Annotated in this window: 21 protein-coding genes; 9 read left to right on the top strand and 12 right to left on the bottom strand. The window is 70.5% G+C overall.

Going from position 1 to position 24045, the window contains the following annotated elements; genetic code table 11:
- Positions 1 to 106 precede the first annotated feature (106 nt).
- Genes ACWEOO_RS26865 through ACWEOO_RS26855 form a run of 3 tightly spaced genes read left to right on the top strand, consistent with a single transcriptional unit; the run spans position 107 to position 3131 of the window.
- Positions 107 to 1423, top strand: a complete 1317-nt coding sequence (locus ACWEOO_RS26865; protein WP_452145377.1) for an L-fuconate dehydratase — start codon at positions 107 to 109, stop codon at positions 1421 to 1423.
- The gene (locus ACWEOO_RS26860) at positions 1420 to 2169 is read left to right on the top strand and encodes an SDR family NAD(P)-dependent oxidoreductase (RefSeq protein WP_359925177.1); all 750 of its coding nucleotides are present in this window, start codon (positions 1420 to 1422) and stop codon (positions 2167 to 2169) included. Before ACWEOO_RS26865 ends, ACWEOO_RS26860 begins: the two co-directional genes overlap by 4 nt.
- Positions 2169 to 3131 carry an aldo/keto reductase gene (locus ACWEOO_RS26855; RefSeq protein ID WP_452145376.1) on the top strand — a complete coding sequence of 321 codons (963 nt, stop codon included), beginning with the start codon at positions 2169 to 2171 and terminating at the stop codon, positions 3129 to 3131. Before ACWEOO_RS26860 ends, ACWEOO_RS26855 begins: the two co-directional genes overlap by 1 nt.
- Here the strand turns inward: ACWEOO_RS26855 and ACWEOO_RS26850 are convergent.
- The 6 genes from ACWEOO_RS26850 to ACWEOO_RS26825 form a co-directional block, all read right to left on the bottom strand.
- Positions 3121 to 4659 (bottom strand): PucR family transcriptional regulator, encoded by a 1539-nt coding sequence (locus tag ACWEOO_RS26850; RefSeq protein ID WP_452145375.1) that lies wholly within the window; start codon positions 4657 to 4659, stop codon positions 3121 to 3123. The genes ACWEOO_RS26855 and ACWEOO_RS26850 overlap by 11 nt on opposite strands.
- Positions 4656 to 5726, bottom strand: coding sequence for a DUF917 domain-containing protein (locus tag ACWEOO_RS26845; RefSeq protein WP_452145374.1), 1071 nt, complete (start codon positions 5724 to 5726; stop codon positions 4656 to 4658). Before ACWEOO_RS26845 ends, ACWEOO_RS26850 begins: the two co-directional genes overlap by 4 nt.
- A 168-nt stretch (positions 5727 to 5894) precedes the next feature.
- Positions 5895 to 7004 carry a DUF917 domain-containing protein gene (locus ACWEOO_RS26840; RefSeq protein WP_452145373.1) on the bottom strand — a complete coding sequence of 370 codons (1110 nt, stop codon included), beginning with the start codon at positions 7002 to 7004 and terminating at the stop codon, positions 5895 to 5897.
- Positions 7001 to 8074, bottom strand: a complete 1074-nt coding sequence (locus ACWEOO_RS26835; protein WP_452145372.1) for a DUF917 domain-containing protein — start codon at positions 8072 to 8074, stop codon at positions 7001 to 7003. The genes ACWEOO_RS26840 and ACWEOO_RS26835 overlap by 4 nt, the downstream gene beginning before the upstream one ends.
- Positions 8071 to 9630, bottom strand: coding sequence for a hydantoinase/oxoprolinase N-terminal domain-containing protein (locus tag ACWEOO_RS26830; protein WP_452145371.1), 1560 nt, complete (start codon positions 9628 to 9630; stop codon positions 8071 to 8073). Before ACWEOO_RS26830 ends, ACWEOO_RS26835 begins: the two co-directional genes overlap by 4 nt.
- Before the next feature lie 12 nt (positions 9631 to 9642).
- Positions 9643 to 10989 (bottom strand): purine-cytosine permease family protein, encoded by a 1347-nt coding sequence (locus tag ACWEOO_RS26825; protein WP_452145370.1) that lies wholly within the window; start codon positions 10987 to 10989, stop codon positions 9643 to 9645.
- A gap of 122 nt (positions 10990 to 11111) precedes the next feature.
- Here ACWEOO_RS26825 and ACWEOO_RS26820 point away from each other — a divergent pair, with 122 nt between their 5' ends.
- Both ACWEOO_RS26820 and ACWEOO_RS26815 read left to right on the top strand, forming a co-directional pair.
- Positions 11112 to 11486 carry a hypothetical protein gene (locus ACWEOO_RS26820; RefSeq protein WP_452145369.1) on the top strand — a complete coding sequence of 125 codons (375 nt, stop codon included), beginning with the start codon at positions 11112 to 11114 and terminating at the stop codon, positions 11484 to 11486.
- Between the two features lie 57 nt (positions 11487 to 11543).
- Positions 11544 to 12128: a DUF305 domain-containing protein gene (locus ACWEOO_RS26815; protein ID WP_452145368.1), complete on the top strand. Its 585-nt coding sequence runs from the start codon at positions 11544 to 11546 to the stop codon at positions 12126 to 12128.
- 66 nt (positions 12129 to 12194) lie between these two features.
- Here the strand turns inward: ACWEOO_RS26815 and ACWEOO_RS26810 are convergent, their stop codons facing one another.
- On the bottom strand, positions 12195 to 12491 hold the full coding sequence (locus ACWEOO_RS26810) for a DUF2218 domain-containing protein (protein WP_452145367.1): 297 nt from the start codon (positions 12489 to 12491) through the stop codon (positions 12195 to 12197).
- A 65-nt stretch (positions 12492 to 12556) separates the two neighbouring features.
- Between ACWEOO_RS26810 and ACWEOO_RS26805 the strand changes: the two genes are divergently transcribed.
- Positions 12557 to 13102, top strand: a complete 546-nt coding sequence (locus tag ACWEOO_RS26805; RefSeq protein ID WP_452145366.1) for a TetR/AcrR family transcriptional regulator — start codon at positions 12557 to 12559, stop codon at positions 13100 to 13102.
- Here ACWEOO_RS26805 and ACWEOO_RS26800 read toward each other — a convergent pair.
- The 5 genes from ACWEOO_RS26800 to ACWEOO_RS26780 form a co-directional block, all read right to left on the bottom strand.
- Positions 13079 to 15298, bottom strand: a complete 2220-nt coding sequence (locus tag ACWEOO_RS26800; RefSeq protein ID WP_452145365.1) for a heavy metal translocating P-type ATPase — start codon at positions 15296 to 15298, stop codon at positions 13079 to 13081. The two genes, ACWEOO_RS26805 and ACWEOO_RS26800, sit on opposite strands and share 24 nt — an antisense overlap.
- Before the next feature lie 116 nt (positions 15299 to 15414).
- The gene (locus ACWEOO_RS26795; RefSeq protein WP_452145364.1) at positions 15415 to 16995 is read right to left on the bottom strand and encodes an ABC-F family ATP-binding cassette domain-containing protein; all 1581 of its coding nucleotides are present in this window, start codon (positions 16993 to 16995) and stop codon (positions 15415 to 15417) included.
- Positions 16996 to 17146: 151 nt separating this feature from the next.
- Positions 17147 to 17356, bottom strand: a complete 210-nt coding sequence (locus ACWEOO_RS26790) for a DUF6343 family protein (protein WP_452145363.1) — start codon at positions 17354 to 17356, stop codon at positions 17147 to 17149.
- Positions 17353 to 18024 (bottom strand): FadR/GntR family transcriptional regulator, encoded by a 672-nt coding sequence (locus ACWEOO_RS26785; protein ID WP_355698868.1) that lies wholly within the window; start codon positions 18022 to 18024, stop codon positions 17353 to 17355. Before ACWEOO_RS26785 ends, ACWEOO_RS26790 begins: the two co-directional genes overlap by 4 nt.
- Positions 18025 to 18053: 29 nt before the next feature.
- A complete protein-coding gene (locus tag ACWEOO_RS26780) occupies positions 18054 to 19028 on the bottom strand; it encodes a LuxR C-terminal-related transcriptional regulator (protein ID WP_452145362.1) in 975 nt (324 codons plus the stop codon).
- Positions 19029 to 19098: 70 nt separating this feature from the next.
- Between ACWEOO_RS26780 and ACWEOO_RS26775 the strand changes: the two genes are divergently transcribed.
- The 3 genes from ACWEOO_RS26775 to ACWEOO_RS26765 all read left to right on the top strand — a co-directional run bounded on the left by ACWEOO_RS26775 (position 19099) and on the right by ACWEOO_RS26765 (position 24045).
- Entirely contained in the window at positions 19099 to 19398 is a 300-nt protein-coding gene (locus ACWEOO_RS26775) for a hypothetical protein (protein WP_452145361.1), read from the top strand.
- Complete coding sequence (locus ACWEOO_RS26770; protein ID WP_452145360.1) at positions 19395 to 19805, top strand: DUF3052 domain-containing protein; 411 nt, start codon at positions 19395 to 19397, stop codon at positions 19803 to 19805. The genes ACWEOO_RS26775 and ACWEOO_RS26770 overlap by 4 nt, the downstream gene beginning before the upstream one ends.
- A gap of 430 nt (positions 19806 to 20235) precedes the next feature.
- Positions 20236 to 24045, top strand: coding sequence for a multifunctional oxoglutarate decarboxylase/oxoglutarate dehydrogenase thiamine pyrophosphate-binding subunit/dihydrolipoyllysine-residue succinyltransferase subunit (locus ACWEOO_RS26765; protein WP_452145359.1), 3810 nt, complete (start codon positions 20236 to 20238; stop codon positions 24043 to 24045).

Raw genomic sequence — 24045 nt, 5'->3', positions numbered from 1 at the left:
ACGGCGACTTGGTGAGTGACCCAGGTCCGGGCCACCTATCGCGCGAGCCACATATCCTATAGGATCCGTCCCGACAGACCGCCCACCGCAGCAGATCGGGTCCTCGATGCCACGATTCACCGAGTTCGAGACGTACGACGTCCGCTTCCCCACGTCGCTGGACCTGGACGGCTCCGACGCGATGAACACCGACCCGGACTACTCCGCGGCGTACGTGATCCTGCGGACCGACGCCGGGGACGGGCTGGAGGGACACGGGTTCGCGTTCACGATCGGCCGCGGCAACGACATCCAGACGACCGCGATCGAGGCGCTCCGCGACCATGTCCTCGGGCTCGACCTGGACGCCACGCTCACCGACCTCGGCGGCTTCTGGAAGTCGCTCGTGCACGACTCGCAGCTGCGCTGGCTCGGCCCTGAGAAGGGCGTCATGCACATGGCGATCGGCGCGGTCGTCAACGCGGTGTGGGACCTCGCCGCCAAGCGCGCCGGCGTCCCGCTGTGGAAGCTGCTGTCGGACCTGACGCCGGAGCAGATCGTCGACCTGGTCGACTTCCGGTACCTCACCGACGCGCTGACGCCGGACGAGGCGCTGGACATCCTGCGCAAGGCCGAGGACGGCCGCGCCGAGCGGGAAGCGGTCCTGCGCGAGCGCGGGTACCCGGCGTACACGACGACGCCCGGCTGGCTCGGGTACGACGACGCGAAGCTGGTCCGGCTTTGCCACGAGGCCGTCGCCGAAGGGTTCACGCAGATCAAGCTCAAGGTCGGCGCGAACCTGGACGACGACATCCGCCGGATGCGGCTGGCCCGCGAGGCGGTCGGCCCGGACATCCGGATCGCGGTCGACGCGAACCAGCGCTGGGACGTAGCGGAGGCGATCCACTGGGTCGAGGCGCTGGCGCCGTACGACGTCTGGTGGGTCGAGGAGCCGACCAGCCCGGACGACATCCTCGGGCACGCGGCCATCGCGAAGGCGATCGCGCCGATCCGGGTGGCCACCGGTGAGCACGTGCAGAACCGGGTGGTGTTCAAGCAGCTGCTTCAGGCCCAGGCGCTGTCCGTGCTGCAGGTGGACTCGGCCCGCGTAGCCGGCGTCAACGAGAACGTCGCGAACCTGCTGCTGGCGGCCAAGTTCGGCGTCCCGGTGTGCCCGCACGCGGGCGGGGTAGGACTGTGTGAGTTGGTCCAGCACCTGTCGATGTTCGACTACGTCGCGGTGAGCGGATCGATGGACGACCGGGTGATCGAGTTCGTGGACCACCTGCACGAGCACTTCCTGGACCCGGTGGTGATCCGGGACGGGCAGTACGTGGCGCCGGTGCGGCCCGGGTTCGGCGCCGAGATGGATGCCGAGACGCTGACCGACTTCCGGTTCCCGGGTGGCAAGATCTGGACCGACCTGACCAAGGAGAAGAAGTGACTGATTTCGCCGGCCTCCGCGCGGTTGTCACCGGTGGCGCCTCGGGGATCGGGCTCGCGGCCGCCGAGCTGCTCGCCGCCCGCGGCGCCCAGGTGGTCGTGTTCGACCTGAAGCCGGAGGTCGCCGAGCCGCTGACCGGGATCGCCACCGACGTCACCGACGACGGCTCGGTGCGGGACGCGGTCGCGGCCGCCGCGCTGCAGCTCGGCGGGATCGACATCGTGGTGAACAACGCCGGCATCGGCGCGCAGGGCAACGTGACCGCGAACGACGACGACGAATGGCACCGCGTGCTGGACGTGAACGTGGTCGGCATCGCGCGCGTGACCCGGGCCGCGCTGCCGTACCTGCGCAAGTCGGACGCGGCCGCGATCGTGAACACCTGCTCGATCGCCGCGACCGCCGGCCTGCCGAACCGCGCGCTGTACTCGGCGAGCAAGGGCGCCGTCCTCGCACTGACGATGGCGATGGCCGCGGACCACGTGCGCGAAGGGATCCGGGTCAACTGCGTGAACCCCGGTACGGCGGACACCCCGTGGGTCGGGCGGCTGCTCGACGTCGCGGCGGACCCGGCCGCGGAGCGTGCGGCGCTCGAGGCGCGGCAGCCGATGGGCCGGCTGGTGTCGGCCGCCGAGGTCGCGCAGGCGATCGTCTACCTGGCCAGCCCGCTCTCGGGCTCGACGACCGGTACGGCGCTCGCGGTCGACGGCGGGATGCAGAACCTGCGGCTTCCGGCGGCGCGCTGATGAAGCTCTTTCCGGACGGTCAGCGCGTCGGGCTCGGCGGTGCGCCGCTGGGCAACCTGCTCGGCGAGGTGCACGAGGCGGACGCCGTCGCCGCCGTGGATGCGGCGTGGGACGAGGGCTGGCGGTATTTCGACACCGCGCCGCACTACGGTCTCGGGCTCGCGGAGGAACGGCTCGGCCTCGGCCTGCGATCCCGGCCGCGGGACGAGTACGTGTTGTCGAGCAAGGTCGGCCGGATCATCTACGAGGCCTCCGACGCCGCCACCGACGACGAGGGATTCGACGTCAGTACGACGCGGCGCCGGCGCTGGGACTTCTCCCGCGACGGCGTCCTGCGCAGCATCGAGGACTCGCTGCGGCGGATCGGGACCGATCGGCTGGACGTGGTGTTCGTGCACGACCCGGACGACCACTTCGAGGAGGCGGTCGCGACCGCGTTCCCGACGCTGATCGAGCTGCGCGAGCAGGGCGTGATCGGCGCGATCGGCTCCGGGATGAACCAGTCGGCGATGCTGACCCGGTTCGTGCGCGAGATCGACATCGACGTGATCATGCTGGCCGGTCGGTACACGTTGATCGACCCGGACGGCCTCGACGACGTCCTGCCGGCCTGCGTGGACAACGACGTACAGGTGGTTGCCGTGGGCGTGTTCAACTCCGGGTTGATGTCGCAGCCACGGCCCGCGGCCGGGACCACGTTCAACTACGAGCCCGCGGCGCAGTCGCTGATCGACAAGGCGAACAAGCTCGCGGACATCTGCGAGTCGCACGGGACCACGCTGCCTGCGGCGGCTATCGCGTTCCCGTTGGCACACCCAGCCGTCGCCGGCATCGCCGTCGGCTGCCGCAACGCCGAAGAGGTCCACACCAACGCCGCCCTGGCTCGCACCGAGGTCCCTACCGCACTCTGGTCGGACCTGAAGTCGGCCGGCCTCCTCCGCGAGGACGCACCTACTCCGTAGGGGTTGTGCGGGAGGCCAGGTGTAGGGCCAGCCGTTCGTCCGGGTTGGTGAGGTCGACGCCCAGGAGGTGCTGGATCTTGGCGATCCGGGCGGCGGCGGTGTTGCGGTGGATGCCAAGCACTGCGGCTGTTTCGGCCACGGAGGATTCTGTGTCCAGGTAGACAGCCAGTGTGGTGACGAGGTCTCCGGGCTGGTCCTTGATCGGAGCCAGCAGCGCCCGCGCGGCGGGCTGGAACGTGTCGGTGCGGGTCCAGGCCAGCAGGAGTTGCGCCAGGCCCAGCCGGTCCACGTGCAGGAAGCGGCCGGTCTCGGCCCGGCCGCGCGCCAAACCGGCCGCGTCGCCCGCTTCGGCCAGGGTCGTGGCGATTCCGCTCGGCCCCGGCTGCACCCGCCCGACGCCGACGTACGTGTCCACGGTCTGCACCAGTCGCCGCTGGACCCGCCGGATCGCGGCGGCCTGCTGCTGCACCTCGGTTGCCGTCGGTTCCCGGACAGCGGTGATCCACGCGGACCAGCCGTCGCCCTGCTCTACCACAACAGCCCGTAGCCCTTCGGCGTCGAACGCCTCCACCACATCGGCTCGCCGACCGGCGACATCAACTTGTCCCTCGGCCCCGATCCGGATCCCGGTGTGCCAGCCGTCGAGCTGCCAGCCGAGATCCACCGCACGCCGCCGCGTCGCCTCCGACGGCTCGCCGTGGAGCAGCTCACCGAGCAATGACGTCCGCTGACGGGCGTCCCGCTCCAGCTCCAGCGTTCTGAGCGCCATACGCTCACCGACCGCCGGTGCGACGACGCTGAGCACGTCAGGCACGGCGGCGACCTCGGCCGGCACCGCACCGGGCAGCCGCGCCACCAGCCAGCACACCGGCCCGACGCCGAGCACAGCAACCGCAAGCAGTACGGCGCCGCTGGGGAGGTCGATGCGGTACGGCGCGGCCCATGCCACAGGCACGCGTGGCAGGGCCGTCGCCAGCGCCGTACGCTCGTCGGGCTCCAACGGCTCACCGGCCAGCGTGCCGCCGTCGGCCCCCGCCAATGTGACCGGCCGGTCCAGTACGTCGGCCGTGGTCCGCAGTACCGCGTTCAGGTCGCCGCCCGCGCGCCGCAGCGCCGAGACAGCTCGCAGTACCAAGTCCGACCGGAGCACCTCCGGCTCTGCTGTGACGCGACGCAGGTACTCGTGCGCTGCCAGCGGGTCCGGGCAGCCCAACACGGGCAGCTGCAGCCGCTCCGCCAGGAGCTGCGCACCGCGCCCCAAAGGCTCCACACCCGCAAGCAGCAACGCACCCGCGCCGGCTGCCGAGGCCCTGCTGATCAGTGCGTCGATCCGCCAGTCCGCGTGATCATCTGCCAGCAGTACGACGAGCAACCGGCCGTCCAGCTGCTCCGGATGCGCGGAGACCTCCAGCACCACCTGGGAGCCGGTCAGACGAGGCTCCCGGATCGCCGTGGCGGCGAGGACGACCACGTCGTTCCAGCCCGGCGAGCTGAGCATCGCGGCCAGCGTCGGCGCCAGGTCTGTCATGACGCTTCCAGCAGTTGCGGCGGACACGACAGCCCGAACGCCTGCGGGCCGACGTGAGCGAGCCGGTCGGGCCGCCGCCACCAGGCAGGCCCTGGCAACGCCACCACCACAACCTCGTCGCCGGTGCGGATGGCGTCCACCGCGATCGGCTGCAGCGTCCGCCGATCGAGCACGCAGAGCAGGTCCGGTGTGGTGACGACCGGTGTGCCGTCGACCAGCGCGAGCAGGTACTCGTTCTCGGTCTCGATCCGGATGACCGCACGGCTGCCGGCATCGACCATGCACATGCTGCCGCGACCGAAGGCGGCACCACCGTCGGCGATGAGATGACGGGCGACCTCCTCGACCCGCCCGGCACCGACCAGCCGTCCACCGAGACCCGCGGCGACCGCAGCGGGCGTGGCATCGGACTCGAGGGCGGCATGGGCTCGTCCGAGCGCCAGCGCCCGGGTCAGACTCCCCTGTACGGCGTCCGCGGTCGCGGCCCCCACCGCTGTCGGTGCCAGCGCGAGCACGGCCCACCCTCCGGTGTGGGCGACGAAGCTGCGCACGGCGCGTTCGAGACCGGCGGCGTCAACGTTGTCCACGACGATCACCTGACCGCTCGGCTCACTGAGTGCACACGGAGTCAGCGAGCGGCCCGCGACTGCCCAAGAGAACTGATCGAGCCGCGGCAGCGCCCGCCCCATCAGGTCCGCGTCGACCACCGGAAGGCCAAGGTCCAGGGCGGCGATCAACGGCGTCAGCCCGTTCAGCCCACCCGCTTCGAGCGGCATCAGCCCGGTGACCTCGGTACCCGTCCACCGGCTGACAGCCCGCACCGCGGCGTCGAACTCCCCACCGCCCGGCAGCTTCTCCATCAGCACACTGGTCGCTCCCACCACGCCGATCGGACTCACCGAGGCATCGGGCAGATCCGCGGCGTCCCGCAGAACCAACTCCCCCGCACCGAGCCGCCGGCGCAGCATCCGGCCGAAGGCGCGCGTGTCACCCCCACCACCGGAGCCGAGCAGCGTCACCCCGACAACGAGCGCCGTCAGATCCCGCTCCCGCACGACCGTGCTCATGCGCCGATCCTGCCACCGGCGGACCTGCAGCACTCAGCAAACGCGCGAAATCGGCCGTGCGGATCACGGGCTGAGCGTGCCGGGCCGACGGACCGCGAGGTTGCTGAGTGCGGGACGTCCGGTGGAACCCCGGCCCGCCGCGGAGGGGTCAGCACGGCGGGCCGAGGGTCAGAGGACGAGCGCCTCCGCGCGGCGCTCGACAGGGCTGAACGTGACGTCCAGCCCGAAGCAGGACGGCCCGAACACGGCCAGCGCCTCGGGGGTGCGCATCAGCTCCGGGGTGGAGATGCCGACCACGGTGACGCGCTGGCCGTAGCGCAGGCCTTCGGTGGTGATCGGCTCCGCGGTGTCCGCCTCCAGCACACAGATCAGGTCCGGCACCGTGCACACCACCTCGCCGTCGACTTCGGCGACCAGATTCTCGTTCTGAAAGCGCAGCTCGAGCCGCGATGCCCCGTCGTACGAGGTGAAGCGGGCCCGTCCTCGCGCGAAACCCTCGACGGTACGGCGCTCCACGTCGACGACCTTCCCGCGGAACAGCACCCGCAGGTGGTTGTAGAGCGTCGGGGCGAGTGCTGCTCTCACAGCCTCGATCGGGTCTTCGTGCGCCGCCCGCGCCTCCCGGACCGCCCGGCCGATCGACAGCCCGAGCGAAAGCGTCCGCGGTACGGCGGTCCGCTTCACCTCGGCGCCCGTCATCGAGTACTCCGCGATGTGCGCGACGCCGCCGAGCCGGATGGTGATGCCGCGCGCCAGCCACTCCATCTGCCGGTTGTCATGGCCGGTGTCGATCACCACGGTCTCGTCGTGCTCCCCGGCGATCGCCATCGGCGACCCCGGGACGCCGTACACCGAGAACGTCTCCATCTGCAGCTCGGGAAACGCACGCCCCATCCCGTCCGCGTCGACCACCGGCAACCCGGTGCGGGCGGCGACCAGCAACGGGATCATCGAGTTGATGCCGCCGCACTCGATCGGCATCGTCGCGTCGGCGCGCCTGCCCAGGTGCTTCTCCAGCGCACGCAGCGCACCGACCGGTTCGCTGCCGCGCGGGATCTTCTCGACGATGACGGTCGGCGCGCCCATCTGCGCGGTCGGGATCACGAACGCGTCGTCGGCCAGCTCGTCCGGGTCGAGAACGGTGATCGGGCCGTGCTCGCGGATCGCCTGCTCGACGAGCAGCCGCCCGATCAGCGGGTCGCCGCCACCGCCGGTCCCGAGGATCGCCGCCCCGCGGGCGAGATCCCGCAGGTGCTCGACACCCAGCTGCCAGCTCATACCGCCTCCAGCGCTCGGATCGGGTCGAGGTCGTAGCCGAAGTACCGCGGACCGACCAGCTCGATACCCTCCGGGGAGTGCCAGCGTTCGTCGGCCGGGGCCGCGAGCACGCTGACCCGGTGGCCGTAGCGCAGCGCCTCGGTGGTGATCGGCTCACCGGACTCGGTGTCCAGCACGATGATCAGGTCCGGCGTCGTCGCCACCGCCGTACCGTCGAGCTCCGCGACCAGGTGCTCGTTCTGGAAGCGCAGCACCAGCAGCCGGCCGTGCGAGGCGTCCAGTCCGTCGACGGCCGCGTCACCGCGCGCGAAGCCGGTCGTCGTACGGCGTTGCACGTCGACGACCTTGCCCACGTGCAGGAGCCGGCCGCCCAGCTCGTCCACCACCGCCGCGACCGGATCGGTGTGGGCCCGCTGTGCCTGCTCGATCGCGCGCCCGATCGTCACGCACTTGCTCAGCGTGCCGGCGACGAACGAACCGCGGACGTCCACGCCCGTCATCGCGTACAGCGACACGATCGCGGAGCAGCCCATGTCGACGGTCGCCGAGCGGGCCAGCCGTTCGGCCCACTCGTTGCTGATCGTGTCGAAGACGCCGCGGTTGCCCTTCTCGTCCACGATCGACATCGGCGTCGCCTCGATCCCGGCCAGCGTCGGCAGCACCATCTGCAGCTCGGGGAACGCGCGGCCCATCCCGTCGCCGTCGACCAGCGGCAGCCCGAGCTGCGCGGCGGCGATCACCGGGACGGTCGAGTTGACCCCGCCGGCCTCGATACAGGCCAGGTGGGTCGGCGTCTTCCCGACGTACTTCGCCAGGGTCTGCACGGCGACCGAGATCTGGTCCGCCGACGGCAGCTTCTCCACCATCACCGTCGGCGCGCCCATCATCGCCACCGGCAGCACGCAGGCGTCGTCGGGAAGGTCGCCGACGGCAACGATCTCCACAGGCCCGTGCTCCCGCAACGCCTGCTGTGCCAGCAACCGCCCGATGTGCGGATCCCCGCCCCCGCCCGTGCCGAGCACGGCAGCGCCCCGGGCCAACGCGCCCAGATCCTCGGCCCGCAGCTTCATCGGGTCTCCCCCAGACGGAGGTCGCCGACCGCCTTGCAGCGGATGCGGGTGGCGTTGCCGGGCAGGTACGGGATCGGGACCTCGTCGAAGTCGACGATCCGCACCGCCGCCGGGTCGGCGCCGGCCGCGATCGCGCGGTCGACCGCCTCCTGCCGCGCCTCGTCCACCACGGCGTCCCGGCGGCCCGGGTCGATCGCGTACACCCGGTCGACCTCGCCGCCGACCTGCGCGATCGCGGCGCCGATCGCGTTCGCGACCGCGAAGTTGTCCGGCCGGTGCACGGCGAGGCTGCCCGGCAGGTCGTCCGGGAGCAGGATCGAGCCGCCGCCGACCGCCACGACCGGCAACGGGTCCGGCGACGTCCGCATCCGCTCGACCGCGTCCGCGATGTCCGCCGCGACCCGGGCGAGCGCGGCCTTCACCAGCGTCGGGTCGAGATCGGCGACCGCGCCCGGGTCTCCGACTTCAGCACGCCCGGCCGCGACCGCGATGTCCGTCGCGGTCACCGTCCGGCCGCCGAAGACCAGCGCCTCCTCGGTCAGCCGGTACCCGACCGACCGCGGTCCGACCGTCACCTGGTCGCCGCCGTCGGCCACCAAGCTGCCGCCGCCGATCCCGATGCTGAGCACGTCGGGCATCCGGAAGTTGGTCCGGACGCCGGCCACGTCGACCTCGGTCGTTGCCTCCCGCGGGAAGCCGTGCGTCAGGACACCCACGTCACTCGTCGTACCGCCGACGTCGACGACCGCGCACGTGTCGAGACCGGACAGCAGCGCGGCGCCGCGCATCGAGTTGGTCGGCCCGGACGCAAACGTGGCGACCGGGTACCGGCGGGCGAAGTCGACGTCCATCAGCGTGCCGTCGTTCTGGCTCAGGTACAGCGGCGCCGAGATGCCGTGACCCGCGACGGCGCTGGCCAGTCCATCGACGATCGAAGCGGCCAGCTCGCGCAGCGCCGCGTTGATGATGGTCGCGTTCTCCCGCTCCAGCAGGCCGATCCGGCCGATCTCGTGCGACAGCGAGATCGCCACGTCGTCGCCGAGCTCGGACCGCAGGATCTCCGCCGCGCGCAGCTCGAACTCGTTGCTGACCGGCGAGAACACCGACGAGATCGCCACCGACCGGACGCCGTGACTCACCATGTCGCCCGCGTGCCGGCGCAGCTCGTCCTCGTCCAGCTCGGCGATGTGCCGGCCGTCGAACTCGTGACCGCCGTGCGCCAGGTAGCTGCGGCCGCTGATCGCCTCGACCAGCCGCTCGGGCCAGTCGACCAGCGGCGGCAGCGACGCGGTGGCGGGCAGCCCGAGCCGCAGCGCGGCGGTCGGCGCCAGCCGCCGCGCCTCCACCAGCGCGTTGATGAAGTGGGTGGTGCCGATCATCACGGCCTGCACCTGTGCGGGGTCGAAGGATCGCTCCGCCTGCAGCCGGTCCAGCGTGTCGATGATGCCGGCGGTCACGTCCGCACTCGTCGCGGACTTGTTGGCCGCCAGCACGGTGGTGCCGTCCAGCAGCACGGCGTCGGTGTTGGTGCCACCGACATCGATACCGATGCGCATCTGCGATTCCTCTCAGCTTGTCGCGGGTACGGCGGTGGCGGTGGCGGGCTCGCTGTCCATCGTGCGGCTGGTGCCGATGCCGCGGATCAGGCCGAGCTTGCCGGCGACGACGTACGCCAGGAAGCCGACCACGAGCGAGTTGATGCTCGGCAGGCCCCACGCGACGTACTTGCCGATCAGCGCGGCGCCGATCCAGATCACGATCGTGGCCGGCACCCAGGTCGGCGCGGTCGCGGGCAGCGCGCCGCTCGCCCGGGAGGCGTCCAGGTCGGGGCGCCAGCGCTTCACCACGAAGTACTCCGCGACCATGATCCCGGCGATCGGCGGGAACGCGACCCCGAGCAGGATCAGGAACTCGGTGAACTTGTCCAGGATCCCGCCGGCCGCGAGCACACTGCCGAGCACACCGACGACGAGCGTGACGGCGGCCCGGTTGACGTGCCGGCCGAAGACGGTGCCGATGAAGTTCACGACGCCGAGGCCGGAGCTGTACAGGTTCCAGTCGTTGATCTTGATCGTGCCGAGGATGATCACCAGCGTGCCGACCCAGCCGACCGACGAGGTGACGATCGTGACCACGTTCGCCGAGCCGATCGCGTGCGCCAGCAGGACGCCGACCAGGCCGATCACGTACTCGCCGAGGGTGATGCCGAGCACGGTCTGCTTGACCACGTCACCGACCGTCCGGTTGAAGCGGGTCATGTCCGGCGTGATCACCGCTCCGACGATGAATCCGCCGGCGACCAGCGTCGTGCCCTCCAGCAGACTCAGGTGCGGACCGGCCGGCGCGGCATTGACCAGCGACCCGAGGCTGTGGTCGGACAGTTCACTGATGATCGACCAGCCGACCAGCAGCAGGAACGCCGGGACGGTCACGTACGCGACCCAGGCCATCGAGTGGAAGCCCCGCAGCACGACCAGCGTCACCGCGAGACCGAAGACGAGCGACCAGCCCCACGTCGGGAGGATGCCGATCAGCTGGCTCAGCCCGGCCGCGGACACCGCGGACTGGATCCCGAACCAGCCGATCAGGCTGATCCCGATCGCCAGCCCGATCAGCGACGAGCCGGCCTGGCCGAAGCCGGTCCAGCGCGCGATCACCGACGTCTGCAGCCCTTCGCGGACGCCGATGACGCCGATGAGGATCGCCACCAGTTCGAGGATCACCGCGCCGAGCGTGAGCGCCCAGAACGCGTCCCAGAAACTCATGCCGAACCCGAGCGTCGCGCCGAGCAGGAACTGACTGAGCGCCGAGATCTGCCCGAACCGCTGGGTCGCGACCGACCACCAGGAGTACCGCGCGTGCTCGGGGACCCGGGCGAGCGCATAGTCGTCCGCACCTACAGATGTACCGGCCATCGAAACCTCCAGCCCTGGGATTTCATCGAACGTACGACGGGCATCCCTGGTACTCACCGTGGAGAATGCACACCCGGCGGGCGCTGACTGTGCAACCGGCCTACCCCGCTACCCTTGTCGCGATGGCCGGTCGCATGCTGCGGTTGCTCGGCGTACTCACAGTAGTCGCCGGCGTCTTCGCCATGCACGGCTTGACCTCTCACCACGACCCGATGACGGCGATGCCCGGGCCGGCCATGACGCACACCGCATCGCCGGTGCTGGACGCTGACCTGGCTGCGGTCCACGTCTCTCCGGCTGACGAGGCGCATGGCATGGGCGGGGCCTGCGTGGCTGTGCTCACCGGGCTGGTGCTGCTGCTCGCGCTGCTGCTGGGTCTGCGGAGCCTGCTGGCCTGGCGAGTGATTCGCACGCCCTTCGCGGTGGCGCGGCGGGTGGCGGGTGAACGGTTCTCGCTTCGGCTGACGCCGTCGTCGTTGGGTGTACTGCGCATATAGGCCGACGTGCGCCTACTTCCGCCGTACCCACTTTGTCTCGACGAACCAAGGAATGTGATGACGCACGTCTACCGCACGACCGCGGCCTCGGCCGCCCTCCTCACCGCAGTCTTCGGCCTGGCCGGCTGCGGCGAGCCGACCCCGGCGACCAGCCCGAGCAGCGCCCCGGCGACCGCGTTCAACGACGCGGATGTCGCGTTCGCGACGCAGATGATCCCGCACCACCAGCAGGCCGTGACGATGGCCGACCTGGCGTTGCGGAAGGCCACGACCACGGAGGTCAAGGCCCTCGCGACCGCGATCAAGGCCGCCCAGTCACCGGAGATCGAGCAACTGTCCGGGTGGCTGAAGGGCTGGGGCAGGCCGGTGCCGACGCCGGGCGAGCATGCAGGTCACACGATGACCGGCATGATGAGCCCTCAGGAGATGGACGACCTCGACCGAGCCACCGGCAGCATGTTCGACCGTCTGTGGATCGACATGATGATCAAGCACCACCAAGGCGCGATCACGATGGCCAAGACCGAACAGACCACCGGCCAGGACGACGCGTCGATCGCCCTTGCCAAGAAGATCCAAACCGCCCAGACCACGGAAATCGCCACCATGCAGCGGCTCCTGGGACGGCTCCCCGCCGCCTGACGCACCGGCCTGGCTGGATGGACTGAGACAGGGGGCCGGGTCGCCGAGCGTGGTCCGGCCCCTTGATCAGGTCGGTTGCCAGTTGACCTGCAGGCCGTCCCGGTGGGCGATCTGCTCGACGCGGTGTGCCACGCGGGCGCTCTGCTGCTCGAGGTCGGCTGGGTTGTCGGCCTGCAGGTGCAGGACGAGGTGGCTGGGCGTGGAGCGGATCGTCCAGATTGCGGTGCCGAGGTCGATGACGAGCTCGGTCGCCGCCGCGGACAGCACCGTCAGCCCGCCCGGGCCGTGCGACAGGTGACTGGTCAGCTGGGTCAGGTACCGCTCGGCGCGCTCGGTGTCGAGGTGTGCTTCGAGGGCCGGCATCGGCAACTCCTTTTTCGAGACAGTGTGTCTCGATCATAGGCAGATCGTCCGGATAGAATCACGGCATGCCGAAGTTGTGGGACGACAGCATCGCCAGCCATCGGGAGGCGGTGCGGACGGCGGTGCTCGACGCGACCGCCGCCCTGGTCGCCGAGCGCGGGCTGACCGGGGTGACGATGGCCGAGGTCGCCCAGCGGTCCGCGATCGGGCGCGCGACGCTCTACAAGTACTTCGCGGACGTCGACGCGATCCTGACCGCCTGGCACCAGCGCCAGGTCGCGGACCATCTCCGGCAACTGGGCGAGACCTGGGAGCGGACCCACCGCATCGAGGACGTGCTGGAGGCGTATGCGTTCATCTGCCACGAGCACCCGCCGTCCGAGCCCGCCGCCTCGCTCCACCGGTCGGCGCACGTCAATCACGCGCGCGAGCACCTCGTCACCTTCATCGCCGAGCGGCTCGGTGCCGTGCGCGACGACGTACCGCCGAAGGAGCTGGCGACGTACTGCGTTCATGCACTGCAAGCAGCAGGCGCCGTACCGTCGAAAGCGGCGGTACGGCGCCTGGTGCGCGTCACGGTGGACGGGCTACGCGGCCAGCTTCGTGGGTGAGAGGTCGAGGCGGCGGAGCAACTGCGCGTTGAGGGCGACGACGATGGTGGAGATCGACATCAGCAGCGCACCGACGGCCGGCGACACGACGACTCCCGCGAAGGCGAGCACGCCCGCGGCGAGCGGCACGGTGATCACGTTGTAGCCGGTGGCCCAGACGAGGTTCTGCCACATCTTGCGGTAGCTGGCCCGCGACAGCTCGATCACCGACAGCACCGCCCGCGGGTCGTCGGCGGCGAGCACGACACCGGCGGACTCGATCGCGACATCGGTACCGGCGCCGATCGCGATCCCGACCTCGGCGCGCGCCAGGGCCGGGGCGTCGTTCACCCCGTCACCGACCATCGCGACCTTCAGCCCACGCGCCTGCAGCTCGGCGACCTTGGCATCCTTGTCCTGCGGCAGCACCTCGGCGAACACCTCGTCGATGCCGAGCTCCTTCGCGACCGCCTCGGCGACCTGGTGCGCGTCGCCGGTGATCATCGCGACCTTCACACCACGCCGGTGCAGCGCGGCGACCGCCTGCCGGGACTCCTCCCGGACCTCGTCCTCGAGCGCGATCGCGCCGAGCACCTCGCCGTCGCGGACCACGTGCAGCACCGCGGCCCCGCGGTCCTTCCAGCCCGCGACCTCGGACTCCAGCCCGTCCGGCTCGGCGAGGCCGTTCTCCCGCAGGTACGCCGGTCCGCCGACGGCGACCTCGGATCCGTCCACCACGGCCTGGACGCCGCGCCCGGTCAGCGACCGGAAGTCCGTGGCAACGAGCTTTCCATTGCCTCCGGAAACTCCTGCGGCTCCCCCGCCGGCTCGCGCGCCGGCGGCCTGGGCCGCGTGCGCCCTGACGATCGCCTTGGCCAGCGGGTGCTCGCTGTCAGCCTCGACCGCGGCGGCCAGCGCCAAGAGTTCGTCCTGCGAGACCGCCTCGACGGTGGCCACGCCGGTGACGGCCGGCTCGCCCTTCGTCAACGTGCCGGTCTTGTCGAACAGCACCGCGTCGATCGTCCGCATCCGCTCCAGCGCCAACCGGTTCTTCACCAGGACGCCGGCCTTCGCGGCTCGCTCCGTGGAGATCGCGATCACCAGCGGGATGGCCAGCCCGAGGGCGTGCGGGCAGGCGATCACCAGCACGGTCACGGTTCGGGTGACGGCCTCGTTGAGCTCGCCCAGCAACGTCCAGACCAGGAACGTGATCACGCCGGCGATCGACGCGAAGTAGAAGAGGAACGCCGCGGCACGGTCGGCGAGAGCCTGCGCGCGCGACGACGAGGCCTGCGCCTCGGCGACCAGCCGCTGGATGCCGGCCAGCGCGGTGTCGTCGCCGACCGCGGTGATCTCGACCCGCAGCGCGTTGTCGGTGGCAACGGTTCCGGCGACGACCGGGTCACCGACGGCGCGCGACACCGGCCGCGACTCCCCGGTGATCATCGACTCGTCGACCTCGGCCTGACCCTCGACCACGGTTCCGTCCGCCGGCACGCGTCCACCGGAGCGCACCAGGACGACGTCGCCGGCCTGCAACTCGTGCAGCGACACCTCGACGACCCCGTCGTCGGTCACCTTCTCGGCCGAGTCCGGGAGCAACGCGGCCAACGCGTCCAGCGCACCGGAGGCCGCGCCGAGCGCACGCATCTCCAGCCAGTGCCCGAGCAGCATGATCACGATCAGCAGCGCGAGCTCCCACCAGAAGTCCAGGTCGAAGCCGCCGAGCTTCAGCGTGGTCACCCAGGAGGCGACGAACGCGACCGTGATCGCCATCGAGATCAGTAGCATCATCCCGGGCTGCCGCGACCTCAGCTCGCTCCAGCCGCCGGTAAGGAACGGGCGACCGCCGTACACGAAGATGACCGTGCCGAGCACCGGCGCGATCAGCCCCGATCCGGGGAAGTCCGGCGGCATGTAGCCGAGCAGGTCGGCGAACATCTCGCTGAAGAACACCACCGGCACCGCCAGCGCGAGACTGATCCAGAACCGGTCCTTGAACTGCGCCGCATGATCGCCGTGCCCTGCATGTCCCCCGTGCCCGCCGTGCGCCGCCTGCCCGCCGTGCATCTCGTGCCCAGCGTGCCCGGCGTGCTCTGTGTGCTCTGTGTGCTCTGTGTGCTCTGTGTGAGCCGTGTGAGCGGTGTGCTCGGCGTTCCCGGTGTGGTCGTGGTGCTCGTTCATCGTGCCCTCTCCGTCCTCGATGCCGACCAACATACCCCCATGGGGTATCAGGCGGCAACCGGGCAGCCGCACGTCCTATTCCCGCCGGCGCACAAAAAGTTCGCCCCGTCACCCGCCGAAGTCGGGGTGACGGGGCGAGGACAGGCCCCCTACAGCGGATCGATGTCGGTCAGGCTCCCGGGCGTCAGCTCGACCCACCGGGTGATCCCGATCTCCCGCAGGAAGGGCACATCGTGGCTCGCGATGACCAACGCTCCGTTGTACGACGCCAGCGCATCCCGCAACTGCCCCACGCTGGACAGGTCCAGGTTGTTGGTCGGCTCGTCCAGCATCAGCAACTGCGGCGGCGGCTCCGCCAGCAACAACGCCGCCAGCGTCGCCCGGAACCGCTCACCACCGGACAACGTCCGGACCAACTGATCCGCCGCCCGGCCACGGAACAGGAACCGCGCCAGCCGCGCCCGCCGCTCCTGGTTCTCCGTGCTCGGCGCCAGCAGCGCGAGGTTGTCCACGACCGACAAGTCGTCGCGGAGCAGATCGAGCCGCTGCGGCAGGTACCGGAACGGAACCGCCGGCAACTCCCCCGTCACGATCGACTGCAGCAGCGTCGTCTTCCCGGCGCCGTTCGGCCCGGTCAGCGCGATCCGCTCCGGACCGCGGATCTCCAGGTCGACGTGCGCCCCGGTCCGCAGGACGTGGTCCTCCAGCCGCAGCACGACACGGCCCGCGGGAACGGCGGTCTTCGGCAGGTCGACCCGGATGGTGTCGTCGTCGTGGACCTTCTCCTCCGCGTCGGCCAGTGCCTCCTGCGCCGACTCGAGCCGCTCGGACTGCATTCCGAGATGCTTGCCGGCCGACACCTGCGCGGCCCGCTTGAGCCCACCGGCGACGATCTTCGGGATGCCGCCCTGCTCGAAGGCGCGTTGCCCCCGGGCCCGGCGCTGGTCCATCTTCATCCGCGCATCGACCAGATCCTTCTTCTGCTTCCGTACGTCGGCCTCCGCCGCGCGCAGCATCCGCTCGGCGGCTTCCTGCTCGACGGCGACGGCCTCCTCGTAGGCGGTCAGGTTTCCGCCGTACCAGGTGACCTCGCCCTTCCGCAGGTCGCCGATCTGGTCGACGCGGTCCAGCAGCTCCCGGTCGTGGCTGACGATCAGCAACGCTCCGCGGAACTGGTCGACGGCGTCGTACAGGTGCCGCCGGGCCCGCAGGTCGAGGTTGTTGGTCGGCTCGTCCAGCAGCAGGACGTCGGGACGCCGCAGCAACTCGGCCGCGAGCCCGAGCAGGATCGTCTCGCCGCCGGACAACTCGCCGACGCTGCGGTCGAGGCCGATCGCGCCGAGGCCGAGCTTGCCGAGCAGCGCCTCCGCGCGCTCGTCGACGTCCCACTCGTCGCCGACGGCCGCGAAGTTCTCCTCCGAGGCGTCACCCGACTCGATCGCAGTGATCGCGCGCCGGACGGCGTCGATGCCGAGCGCCTGGTCGACCCGCAACGAGGTGTCGAGGGTCAGGTCCTGCGGCAGGTACCCCAGCTCGCCGCTGACGCGGATCGCCCCGCGCTGCGGGGTGAGCCGGCCGGCGATCAGCCGGAGCAGCGTCGACTTGCCGGCGCCGTTGCGGCCGACCAGGCCGGAACGAACCGGCCCGGCGACGAACGTCAGGCCGTCGAACAGCACCTCGCCGTCGGGCCAGGCGAAGAAGAGGTCGGTGCAGGACAGGGAAAAACTCATGAGCGTTGCACTCCCAACGAGGTCTCGGACGAGACCGCGCACCAGAACAGGTGGCGATCGATCGACTGACGAAAGACCTCGGAGTTACAACGCAGACCCCTGACGCCGGGAATGGGACGACTGCCAGGATACGGGCGGCCGGCCGCCGCGATCAACCGTTTTCGTGAAGCTTGCGCCGGGCAACGATCAACAGGTCGACGGCGGCCACGACCGCGAGCGCGCCGAACGCGACCACCCACCCGGTCGGCAGCTCGAAGACGGCGGCCAGGACGGTCGCCGCGATCCACAGGCACAGGCCGAAGGCCGCCAGCACGATGCGCAGCGTCAACGCGCTGCGCGGCGGCGGCGGCTCGCCGGTCATGGCGCCTTGCGCAACCAGGTCTCGACGCCGGCGATGTGGGCGGTCATCCAGGCGCGGGCGGCCTCGGCGTCGCGGATCTCGATCGCGTCCAGGATCGCGGCGTGTTCGGCCAGCGTGCGTTCGACCGCGCCGGCCTGGGTGACGCCGCGCCAGATCCGGGCCCGCTGGGTCGCGCCGGAGATGCCGTCCAGCAGCGAGCAGACCACCTGGTTGCCGGTCGCCTCGGCGATCCCGCGATGGAACTGCAGGTCGTTCGCCACCAGTTCCTCGACCGAGGCGTCCGGCGCCAGGTCGCTGGTCAGCAGTCGCAGCTCGGTGACCTGCTCCGCGGTGATCCGGGTCGCGGCCAGCGCGGCGACACCGGGCTCGAGTAACCGCCGTACCTCGAAGAACTGCAGGACCGAGTCGTCGCGGTGCAGGTCGACCATGAAGTTCAGCGCGTCCAGCAGGTGCGCCGAGTCGAGACTCGTCACGTACGTGCCGTCGCCGTGCCGGACGTCCAGCACGTTGACGAGCGTCAGTGCCTTCACCGCTTCCCGCAGCGAGTTCCGCGACAGCCCCAGCCGGGCGGCGAGATCCGCCTCCTTCGGCAGCCGGTCGCCGGGTCCCAGTTCCCCCGAGGTGATCATCCCCTTGATCTTGACGATCGCCTCATCCGTCAACGCCATTTCGTCAGTATGCCCTCGCAGGGGGCGGTTCACCCGGTTCCGGCGACCCGGGCGAGCAGCGTGGGGCGGGTCGGAGCGCCGGTTTTGGCCAGGATGGCTTTGATGTGGTCGTTGACCGTGTGTTCGGACAGGACCAGGCGCCGGGCCAGGTGCCGGGAGTCCGTGCCGGTGACGAGCTCGGCCAGGACTTCGCGTTCGCGCGGTGTCAGGCCGTGGGCGAGGGCGAAGACCTCGAGCCGTTCGGCCGGGGTGGATTCCTCGATGGTGACCGCGATGCCGTCGTCGGGCGCGGTCCGGGCCGCGCGGAGCGTGACCCACCGACCCGCGCCGAGATGCACCCGCGACCACGGCGGCCCGACCGGTACGCCGTTCTCGGCCGCGACGAGAGCAGCCGCCAGGTTGTACGCCGCAGCCGGGATCGCCTGCTCGACGACGGCGGGATCGTCCGGCGGGTTCAGCCGATGAAGCGCCTCACGAGCCGCCGGCGTACCGACCTGAACCTGGAAGTCGGCGCCCAGCACGAGAACCGCCGGCGCCGCGGGAGGAGCCGTCGACGGAGCGATCGCGAAGGTTCTTGCCTGCGCCTTCCGGAGGGCTGCGGTCAGGGCCGGAACCACGGCCGCGATCAGGTCGCGTTCGCCAGAGGTGAAGGGCGGCCCGGTCGTGCGCCACAGGTCCAGCCAGGCCCAGCATCCGAACCGGTCGGCGAACACTGCCGTCAGTACCTCTGCTGTATGGCGCCAAGTCGCCACGCAGGTGCCGGTCAGGTCCGTCCAGCGCGTGCCTTCGCTCAGGTACCGCGCCCGGACGAGGGCGGGAAGCTCCGGCCAGGACAGCCCCGGGATGTCGGCCAGCGGCGACGTGCCCACGCGGGTGACCGGGTCGGTGAGCGTCCAGACGTGGGCGCCGAACGGCACCGTACGGCGCAGCTCGATCAGCGCCCGCTCGCGCAACTCCTTCGCGTCGAGCGTGCCGGAACACAGTCGCAGCACCCGATCCCGCACACCGTGAGCGTACGAAAGATCCCCAGGATCGGGGATGGGACGGCCGCGCCCCGCGGATCACGCTGATCGCATGATCACACTGCACATCGAGAACACCATCGACGACTACGACGCGTGGAAGGCGGCCTTCGACCGCTACGACCGCGCCCGCCGCGACCACCACGTCCGCGCCTACCGGGTCAGCCGGCCGGTGGACGATCCAGGCACGGTCCACATCGACCTCGACTTCGACACCCGAGACGACGCTACCGCCTTCGTCGGGGTCCTGCGGAAGATCTGGCAGACCCCGCTGTCCGCGACCGTCTCCGGTGCCCACGCCGTCCCGGAGCTGCGCACGCTCGACGAGCAGGTGACTACCATCCCGGCATGAGCGCGACACCCGGTTACTCCGGCAAGCCGCTGGCTGCCAAGCTCGGGATCAAGCCGGAGCACCTGGTCCTGCTCGACAACGCGCCGGCCGGTTTCGTCCTCGACGGGCTGCCGGCCGGTACGTCGGTCGCGCGCCGGCCCACCCGGCCGTCGTACGACGTCGTGCTGATGTTCTGCCCGGACCGGGCCCGGCTCACCCGGCGCCTCCCGGTGCTGCTCGAGCGGACCGCGACCGCCGGGATGATCTGGGCGGTGTGGCCGAAGCGCTCGTCCGGCGTGCCCACCGACCTGGACGAGAACGGGATCCGCGAGCTCGCACTCCCGCTCGACGTCGTCGACGTGAAGGTCTGCGCGGTCGACAGCACCTGGTCCGGGCTGAAGCTGGTCCGGCGGCTCGCGAACCGATGAAGGCCAATCATCCCCAACTGGACTGATTTCGCACGTGACGTTGACCACACTTCTGCGCGGTCCTGATCGTCACGGGTCGCGAGTGGACAACTGCATACAGTGGCCAGCCACGCTCAGCCCGCCCTACCCGGGACAGCTCGGACGAACGCCGGAAAGCCACCTCTGCAAGGCGTCCCGCAACCGCGGCCGTCACTGTCCGCTCCGGCCGGACGTGAGCGGACGGCGTGTGGCCTGAAACACCTTTATGAGCAGTGTTTCAGGCGTCGGCAGATCCGCTCGCCGGGGCCCGACCACTCGACACACTGGTCCGGTGGTCCCCGGCTGTGGAAGTGGTCCGCGTGCTATTAGCCTTTGCTTGGGGCACCACCCATAACATCAGCATGACCAACCCGTGGTACCGGACCCGAAATCGGAAGAGGCGAACTGCCAAGTGGCCACCGAGCCATCAGACACCAATCCCCTAGCAGCCTTCGGTGCGAACGAATGGCTGGTCGACGAGTTGTACGAGAAGTACCTGCAGGACCCGAAGTCGGTGGATCCGGCGTGGTTGGACTTCTTCAAGACGTACAGGCCAGGTGACGCGACGCCGGTGACGACCACCCCGGCCGACGCTCCCCGGCCGGACGCGGTGTCCGACAACAAGACCCCTGAGGCGCCGAGCCGCGGCACCGCTGCCGCAGCGCCCGCCTCGAGCGCTCCGGCCGCGACGACCGCCGCGAAGCAGCCCTCCACGCCGGCGCCGGCCGCTGCCCAGGCCGCACCCCAGCAGCAGCCCGCAGCCAAGCAAGCACCGGCCCGGTCCGGCGCCCCGACCGGAGGCAAGGTGAACCAGCCGCCCAAGGCCCAGCCCAAGCCCGCTCCCGCGACCAGCTCGGACGCCGAGCGGCTGATCCTGCGCGGAGCCCCGGCGCGGACCGCTCAGAACATGGAGACCAGCCTCACGGTCCCCACGGCGACGAGCGTGCGGCAGGTGCCGGTCAAGCTGCTGATCGACAACCGCATCGTCATCAACAACCACCTCAAGCGCGCCCGCGGCGGCAAGGTGTCCTTCACGCACCTGATCGGCTGGGCGCTGGTCAAGGCCCTGAAGACGCTGCCGGACATGAACGCGTCGTACGACGAGACCGACGGCAAGCCGACCCTGGTGCACCCGGCGCACATCAACCTCGGCCTGGCCATCGACATGCAGAAGCCGGACGGCACCCGGCAGCTGCTGGTGCCGTCGATCAAGGCCGCCGAGGAGATGACCTTCGCGGACTTCTGGATGGCCTACGAGGACATCGTCCGCCGGGCCCGGGACAACAAGCTCGCGCTGCCGGACTTCCAGGGCACCACGATCAGCCTGACCAACCCGGGCACGATCGGCACCCAGCACTCGGTGCCGCGGCTGATGACCGGCCAGGGCTGCATCATCGGCGTCGGCGCGATGGAGTACCCGCCGGAGTACCAGGGCGCCGCCGACGAGACGATGGCCAAGCTCGCGGTCAGCAAGGTGATGACGCTGACCTCGACGTACGACCACCGGATCATCCAGGGTGCCCAGTCGGGCGAGTTCCTGCGCCGGCTGCACCAGCTGCTGCTCGGCGGCGAGGGCTTCTACGACGAGATCTTCCAGTCGCTGCGGATCCCCTACGAGCCGATCCGCTGGGCCGCCGACCTCCCGCACAGCCACGAGGAGGACATCAGCAAGCAGGCCCGGATCCTCGAGCTGATCCACGCGTTCCGGGTGCGCGGCCACATCATGGCCGACACCGACCCGCTGGAGTACAAGCAGCGCAGCCACCCGGACCTGGACGTCGCCACTCACGGCCTGACGCTGTGGGACCTGGACCGCGAGTTCGCCACCGGCTCGTTCGGCGGCGGCGACCGGCGGTTCATGAAGCTGCGCGAGATCCTCGGCATCCTCCGCGACTCGTACTGCCGGACCACCGGTATCGAGTACATGCACATCCAGGACCCCGAGCAGCGCAAGTGGATCCAGGAGCGGGTCGAGCGCCCGCACACCAAGCCACCGCGCGAGGAGCAGCTGCGGATCCTGGCCAAGCTGAACGAGGCCGAGGCGTTCGAGACCTTCCTGCAGACCAAGTACGTCGGTCAGCGCCGGTTCTCGCTCGAGGGCGCGGAGACCACGATCCCGCTGCTCGACGAGCTCTGCGAGGAGGCGGCCGGCGCCGGGCTGGACGAGGTCGCGATCGGGATGGCGCACCGCGGCCGGCTGAACGTGCTGGCGAACATCGTCGGCAAGTCGTACGGCCAGATCTTCCGCGAGTTCGAGGGCAACATCGACCCGCGGACCGTGCAGGGCTCCGGCGACGTCAAGTACCACCTGGGCGCCGAGGGCGAGTTCGTCTCCGAGTTCGGCGACAAGATCAAGGTCTCGGTGGCGGCGAACCCGTCGCACCTGGAGACCGTCGACCCGGTGCTCGAGGGCATCGTCCGGGCCAAGCAGGACATCCTGGACCGCGGCGCCGCGTTCCCGGTGCTGCCGGTGCTCGTCCACGGTGACGCGGCCTTCGCCGGCCAGGGTGTCGTGGCCGAGACGCTGAACCTGTCCCAGCTGCGCGGCTACCGCACCGGCGGCACGATCCACGTGATCGTGAACAACCAGGTCGGCTTCACCACCTCGCCGGCCTCGTCCCGCTCGTCGATGTACTCCACCGACGTCGCACGGATGGTGCAGGCGCCGATCTTCCACGTCAACGGCGACGACCCCGAGGCCTGCATCCGGGTCGCGGACCTGGCCTTCGAGTACCGCCAGGCGTTCAACAAGGACGTCGTCATCGACCTGGTCTGCTACCGCCGCCGCGGTCACAACGAGGGTGACGACCCGAGCTTCACCCAGCCGCTGATGTACGACCTGATCGAGCAGAAGCGCTCGGTCCGCAAGCTCTACACCGAGGCCCTGATCGGTCGTGGCGACATCACGATCGAAGAGGCCGAGCAGGCGATGCAGGACTTCCAGCAGCGCCTCGAGCGGGTGTTCGCCGAGGTCCGGGACGCGAAGAACGAGCCCGACACGCCGGCGCCGTACGTCACCGTCCCGGTGTACCCGGACAAGCCGGAGGGCCCGGACGCGACCGCGATCAGCGTCGAGACGCTGAAGAAGATCGCCGACGCGTACACGACGCTGCCGGAAGGCTTCACCGTGCACCCGAAGGTGCAGCCGCAGCTGCAGCGCCGGGCGCACGCGATCACCGAGGGCCCGCTCGACTGGGCCAGCGCGGAGATCACCGCCTTCGGCTCGCTGCTGCTCGACGGTCGCCCGGTCCGGCTGGCCGGTCAGGACAGCCGCCGCGGCACGTTCGTGCAGCGGTTCGCCGCCGTCATCGACCGGGTCAACGGGCAGGACCACGTCCCGCTGCAGCACCTGGACGAGGAGAACCAGGGCAACTTCTACGTCTACGACTCGCTGCTCAGTGAGTACGCCGCGCTCGGCTTCGAGTACGGCTACTCGGTGGCGCGGCCGGAGGCGCTGGTGCTCTGGGAGGCGCAGTTCGGCGACTTCGTGAACGGCGCCCAGTCGGTCATCGACGAGTACATCTCGTCCGGTGAGGCGAAGTGGGGCCAGAAGTCCGGCGTCGTACTGCTGCTGCCGCACGGCTACGAGGGCCAGGGCCCGGACCACACCTCGGCCCGGATCGAGCGGTTCCTGCAGCTGTGCGCCGAGGACGCGATGACCGTCGCGCAGCCGTCGACCCCGGCGTCGTACTTCCACCTGCTCCGTCGGCACACGCTCGGCGAGGAGCACGTCCCGATGATCGTCTTCACGCCGAAGCAGCTGCTGCGGCGCAAGGAGGCGGTGTCGCAGCCGGAGGAGCTGACCCACGGCACCTTCCGGCCGGTCATCGGCGACGCCGAGGCCGAGGCGAACGCGGGCGCCGTCGAGCGGGTCATCCTGGCCTCGGGCCGGATCGTGTACGACCTGCTCGCCGAGCGGAAGAAGGTCGAGCCGGACAAGATCAGCACCGCGATCCTCCGGGTCGAGCAGCTCTACCCGCTGCCCGCGGACGAGGTCGTCGCCGAGCTCGCGAAGTACCCGAACGCGACCGAGATTCGCTGGGTCCAGGACGAGCCGGCGAACCAGGGTCCGTGGCCGTTCATGGCGCTGAACCTGACCGAGCACCTGGGCGGCAAGCCGTTCTACCGGGTGTCCCGGCCGGCCATGTCCGCCCCGGCGGTCGGCTCGCACGGTGTCCACGGCACCGAGCAGGCGACGCTGCTGAAGCAGGCGTTCAGCTGA

This window comes from Kribbella sp. NPDC004138, from assembly GCF_053603655.1.
This window is presented reverse-complemented; position numbering and strand designations above follow the sequence as displayed.